4 protein-coding genes are annotated in these 5,096 nt (G+C 51.1%); all 4 read right to left on the reverse strand.

The genetic code is table 11. From position 1 onward, the window contains the following. Positions 1-338: 338 nt before the first annotated feature. Positions 339-2,420 (reverse strand): heavy metal translocating P-type ATPase, encoded by a 2,082-nt coding sequence (locus tag T426_RS0118725; protein WP_025866327.1) that lies wholly within the window; start codon positions 2,418-2,420, stop codon positions 339-341. 102 nt (positions 2,421-2,522) lie between these two features. Beyond that, positions 2,523-2,933 (reverse strand): Fur family transcriptional regulator, encoded by a 411-nt coding sequence (locus T426_RS0118730; protein ID WP_025866326.1) that lies wholly within the window; start codon positions 2,931-2,933, stop codon positions 2,523-2,525. A 290-nt stretch (positions 2,934-3,223) separates the two neighbouring features. Next, a complete protein-coding gene (locus T426_RS0118735) occupies positions 3,224-4,186 on the reverse strand; it encodes an ARMT1-like domain-containing protein (protein WP_025866325.1) in 963 nt (320 codons plus the stop codon). Between the two features lie 665 nt (positions 4,187-4,851). After that, positions 4,852-5,096: integrase core domain-containing protein (locus T426_RS26330; protein ID WP_211253577.1), on the reverse strand; the 245-nt coding region annotated here is incomplete at its 5' end.

Below are 5,096 nucleotides of genomic sequence, written 5' to 3' on the forward strand. Positions count from 1 at the left end.
TTATCCTCCCCCTTTGATTCCCCCTCCAAAGGGGGACAGCTCGCCAACGATCGCAACCCATCACAAGGCCAACGGTCTTGCCGCAACAGCCCATGGCACCGCCATGGGACATAATCCGATAGATTTAGAATGTGGTCGCGAGCCAACGTCGATTGAAACAGCGAGGATGTTCCGACCGCAACGGCGGTGTCACCCGGATGAACCGAACCACAAGAACAATCGAAAGACCATTCTATGTCGTCTAAGGTTGAGCAAAGCGAAATCCCGACCGTGCGTCGGGGTCTCATGTCTAGTGTCTTTTTTCCAACAACAGTAACCGTGCAGTGCAACCCGAAAACTTACTCCCGGAGGACGCGAATCGAGTTGAACACCGCCAGCAGTGCTACGCCCATGTCGCCGAAGACGGCTTCCCACATGTTGGCCATGCCGGCAATTCCCAAGAGGATGAAGATGCCCTTCACGCCCAGGGCGAAGATGATGTTCTGCCAGACAATCCGGCGCGTTTTTCCGGCTATGTCGAGGGCATCGACCACTTTGGCGGGAGAGTCGGTCATCAGTACCACATCGGCCGTTTCGATGGCCGCATCGGAACCCAGCGCACCCATCGCCATACCCACATCGGCACGGGCAATCACCGGCGCATCATTGATGCCGTCGCCCACAAAAGCTACCTTGTGCTCGCCTCCGAGCAACGCTTCGATGTGCCGTACCTTGTCTTCCGGAAGGAGTTCGGCATAGTAGCTGTCGAGCTGCAGCTTTGCGGCCACCGATTGCGCTACCGATGTCTCGTCGCCGGTCAGCATCACGGTTTTGATGCCTCGCTTCCTCAGTTGGCGGATGGCTTCCGCGGCATCGTCCTTGATGCGGTCGGCAATCACCAGGTAACCGGCGTATGTTTTATCGACGGCCACATGCACCACCGTTCCTTCTACGTCGCAACTGTCGTGTTCGATGAGTTCGCGGTGCAGCAACTTGTCGTTCCCGGCCAGGATGGTGTTGCCATTCGCGGTAGCGACCACACCATGCCCCGATATCTCCTTCACGGTTGAGATATGGGCTGCATCGACCGGCTTTCCCCAGGCCTCGAGGATGGATTGTGCGATGGGGTGGTTCGACCCCGACTCTGCGATAGCGGCATACTCCAGCAGTTGTTGTTCATCATAGCCATTCATGGTAACGACACGGGAGACTTTGAATTCGCCTTGGGTCAGTGTCCCGGTTTTATCGAAGACCACCGTTCTCACGTGCGTCAAAGCGTCGAGGAAGTTCGAGCCTTTCACCAGGATACCGTGTTTGGAGGCACGGCCCACGCCGCCGAAGTAGCCCAGCGGAATGCTGATGACCAGGGCGCAGGGGCAGGAGATAACCAGCACGACCAGCGCGCGGTAAATCCATTCGCTGAAGGTGGCCCCGGCGATGAACAGCGGCGGCAACACGGCCAGCAACAGGGCACCGATAACTACCACCGGCGTGTAGTATTTGGCGAAGGTGGTGATGAATTTCTCGGTTTTGGCTTTCCGGGCCGTCGCATTCTCGACCAGCTCCAGTATCTTCGAGATGGATGATTCGCCAAAGGTTTTGTTCACCTGAATGGTCAGCAGGCCCGACTGGTTGATCATCCCGGCCATAATTTCGTCGTTGGCGTTTACCTTGCGGGGAACGCTCTCGCCGGTCAGCGCTGCCGTATCGACAAACGAACTGCCTTCGAGTACCGTTCCGTCGAGCGGGACTTTCTCGCCAGCTTTCACCACAATCACATCACCCACCTGTACCTCTTCGGGTGACATCTTCCGGATCTCCGTCCCTTGTTTCACGTTGGCAAATTCAGGTTTGATTTCCAGCAACGCTTTGATGGATTTCCGGGAACGGCCCACGGCAATGTCCTGGAACAGTTCGCCCACCACGTAGAAGAGCATCACGGCAACGGCTTCGGGCATCTCGCCAATGGCAAACGCGCCCAGGGTGGCAACGGTCATCAAAAATTGCTCGTCGAAAACACGCCCTTTAATGATGTTCCGGACAGCACTGGCAATCACTTTCCAGCCGCTGATGAGCCAGGCCGCGACAAAGACGGCATATTCCGCCAGGTGATAGGGCGTTTGAGCCAATGCATCCTTGAAAATCAGTCCCAGAACCAACAGGGCTGTAGCGACGCCTGCCTTGATAAGCGTTCCGCGGTTCTCGGCCAGTTCGCTTTTGGCAATCAGTTGCGGGGCGGTGTCGTTATCGGTGACTTCGACGTCTGGTTCCAGTTCGCGAATCTTCTGCCGCACCAATTCGATGTCGTCGGTTTCGATGGTCATCGACAGGTTGGCGAAATTGACATTCACAAACTTCACTTTGCTGAGTTTAGCGACACCGTTCTCTATCTTGGCAGCACAATTGGCACAATCGAGATTCTTCAGCTGATATTTTTTCATGGTTTTATCCTCTTCGTATGGACACAAAGATAGGATAGAAGCCTGTGCAACCGGGTTGCAAAAGTGCACAGTTGTTATGAAGCGCGATGAAAATGAGGAGGGTTACCGGCAGTCAGAGCAGAGGCCTTTCACCACCATGTTGACGCTGTCGAGACTAAAATCGGTCGGCAGGTTGATCTGCGGAATGGGCGTGTCGTTCAGGCAGAATGTTTTGTTACAGACGGTGCAGAGGAAATGGACATGCAAATCTTCCGGGGCACAATCGCAGGTTTCCTGGCACAATGCGTATTTCAGGGCGCCCGTCCCATCGTCAATGCTGTGGATGAGTTTGTGCTCTTCGAAGGTTTTCAGGGTACGATACAGAGTGGTCTTGTCGGCATGGTCAAACCGGTTCTCCAGGTCCGCCAAACCAATGGCAGCCTCCTGGGCCATAAAAGCCTTCAACACCAGTAACCGAACGGCCGTTGGTTTGATATTCCGTTCTTCCAGCCGATGATCCAGCGTTTCCTGCATGAGTTTTTGCACTAATTAGTCTGTTGTGTGAATGTCGGTTGCCAAAAACTATTCAATCGATTTTACCCTACCGGGATTATCCCGGAAAATTTAGTATGTAAGGTAAACAACTTGATGTTGTTCCCGGTTGCAAATCATTTCATTCAACATTGTATACGTAATCGTCCCTTTTCCACACCGAATAGAAACTGAAATGTCTCGGAAAGGTTTCATGTACAATGTGTTTTTGTCGTTTCGGTCGTTTTACCGGTGCAAAATAGTAAAAACAACGGTGAATAGTGTTTGAGCTTCTAAAATCGCGGTCCCGGAAATACATTTTGTGTGCAGGTTGTTTGCCGTTGAACAGCGTCGTTGGAACGGTGTTTCGGTGCCGAACGTTTTTCCCGGGCGGCAGTCCTTTGCCGGTACTGTTCCTGGTGCATCACAACGGTGCGGCCTTTCCGGACGTGGAGCAGCTTGGATACAACCTGGCAGTTCACGGATACTAAAAAGAAGATATCCCTCTTTCCTTCCTGGTGCAATCTCCAGAAGTTGTGCTCTCCTTTGGAAACGATGACATCTGCCTCGCGGTAGATTTTCCCTGCTTCGGTATCTTCGGGTACTTCGCTGAATGATTTGATGTCGCCGGGAATTCCAATAACACGGGCTACCTTGTCGATTCCGGCCTGGTAGGCATCGTCGACGGTTGCTTCGTAAAGCACTCCTTTTTGACGAACAGCGTAATACATCCGGGGATGCCTTAGTTGTTCCATAAGCAGTTTGTCAGTGACCGTTTCGCCGGCTTTGTCACCAATGAATAGCACCGTTCGGGCATTTTTCACCTGGGCAAACAGTCTGTCCGAATCGTCGATAACCGGCATTTGGGCGGCGGCTGTTTTCAGGGCATCTTCTGTCACATCCAGCGGATTCAGGTAATTCATAATCGAATTGCCGGCCAGTGAATATTGCAGGGCTTTTTGGGCCGGACGAGTGGACCCGGAAATGTCGTCGCGGATAATCTCTTCCAGGTGCAGAAGATGATCGTTTATCAGACGGCATTCATTTTTAAGGGCTGTATCGATACGAAACCGATCGTTCAGCAAATTGTTCATATAGGCCGGTAAAGCCGGAGCAGCCTTCGCCTCGTCTTCTCCGCCGGCCATAAAGCGGAGAAGGTCCAGTACAACCTCATTAGCCTGATCTTTATCGACAGAATTTCTTTGAAGTAACTGCTCTGCCTGATTAACGATACATTTAACACATTCCGGAAACATAGGCACTCCTGATTAATAGTGAAATGTAAAAATAGAGAGGCCGTTGTAGGCTGTCAATCCTTATTTCTAATGAAATATCTATCACAAACCATCATTGATGATGAAGAATTGCCCGGGATATGTGTTGCGACAGGTGCCCAACCCGCCTTTTTATTCCAGGTTACAACATTGGTAATTCCACAATGTCGCCGGTAGGCGAGAAGCGCGCAGGTGAAATTGCAATGGTTGCCGTAATATGGATTTTTACAATATTCCAAGTCCCGTAGGGATGAAATCTTGGTAGCCCGGGGTGTGAACCCCGGGATTGGAATGCGCGTACGGTTATAGCGGTCGCGAGCGAATGTAGATTGAAACGGTAGTGAAGTTTCGACCGCAATAGCTCTGCCGCTGATAAGAGCCGAACAATAGTAACGACAGAAGCAATCGCAGCATAAGCGGAAACCGGCGTCTCGTTAGGGCGCATTTTGCGCTCTTTGCGTGGAGCCTTTTGTGAAACTCCTATGGAGTATAGGCGTAGGCGGTGCTTCATTTATACAATACTGGATGCCCAACGGGCAATTAAGTTAACGTTATTCAGGCATGTACCTACAGCTCAATCCAGACGAAAAAGCTGCTGAAAGAGCTGTCGTTCGCGCATGTGTATCGTCCTAAAAAAAGTTTACAGGTTAGACATTTAAATTTACTTGTTTTTTATAATAGGTTTTCCATCTTTTTTTGAGTGTACCTGATCTGAGATGTGCCTGTTCTGGTGTGAGCATATTACAGCTCAGATGTGGACGCTTATTGTTATACTTGTTTATTGTTTTTTCTAACTGACTGTTTGTGAAAATGATGTTCTTGCTTACTTCGAGATGAAGATATTCATCTTTAAGAATACCGTTAATTCTCTCGGCAATGGCATTGTCCCGTG

Source organism: Prolixibacter bellariivorans ATCC BAA-1284 (assembly GCF_000621705.1).
Taxonomy (GTDB): Bacteria; Bacteroidota; Bacteroidia; order Bacteroidales; family Prolixibacteraceae; genus Prolixibacter; species Prolixibacter bellariivorans.

Coding starts and splice junctions, on each gene's coding strand:
- T426_RS0118725 (WP_025866327.1), bottom strand. CDS start 2,420: ATGAAAAAATATCAGCTGAAGAATCTCGATTGTGCCAATTGTGCTGCC.
- T426_RS0118730 (WP_025866326.1), bottom strand. CDS start 2,933: ATGCAGGAAACGCTGGATCATCGGCTGGAAGAACGGAATATCAAACCA.
- T426_RS0118735 (WP_025866325.1), bottom strand. CDS start 4,186: ATGTTTCCGGAATGTGTTAAATGTATCGTTAATCAGGCAGAGCAGTTA.